This window comes from Halomonas sp. IOP_14 (assembly GCF_021021315.1).
Lineage (GTDB): Bacteria > Pseudomonadota > Gammaproteobacteria > Pseudomonadales > Halomonadaceae > Vreelandella > Vreelandella titanicae.
The window spans coordinates 1-320 of record NZ_JAINWD010000122.1 but is presented as its reverse complement, the minus strand read 5'-3'; the positions used below and the strand labels follow the sequence as shown (position 1 = coordinate 320).

1 protein-coding gene is annotated in these 320 nt (G+C 61.2%); it reads left to right on the top strand.

Annotated elements, in window-relative coordinates:
• On the top strand, positions 1-320 hold a 320-nt coding region (locus K7H09_RS24375), incomplete at both ends, for a hypothetical protein (RefSeq protein WP_442908140.1).

The following is a 320-nucleotide window of genomic DNA, read 5'->3' as shown; positions in this document are numbered from 1 at the left end:
GGTAAGAACAAAACCGAAACCGTTGGTAAGGCGTATCTGCAGAACGTCGGCATGGGCCGCATGGAAAACGTCGGTCTGGGCTACAGCCTCAACGTCGGGGCGATCATGAACACCCTGGTCGGGCTCAGCAAGAGCACCCAAGTGGGGCTCAACCACTCGCTCAATGTCGGGCGCAACATCACCCTCAAGGCCGGCAAGCAGCTCACCCTGCAGGTAGGCAACAGCCGGCTGGTGCTCACAGAGGACGCCATCTACCTCGATGCGGGCGAGATCCACGTCAAGGCGGGCACCAAGGTGCATGTCGACGGCCCCGATGACGT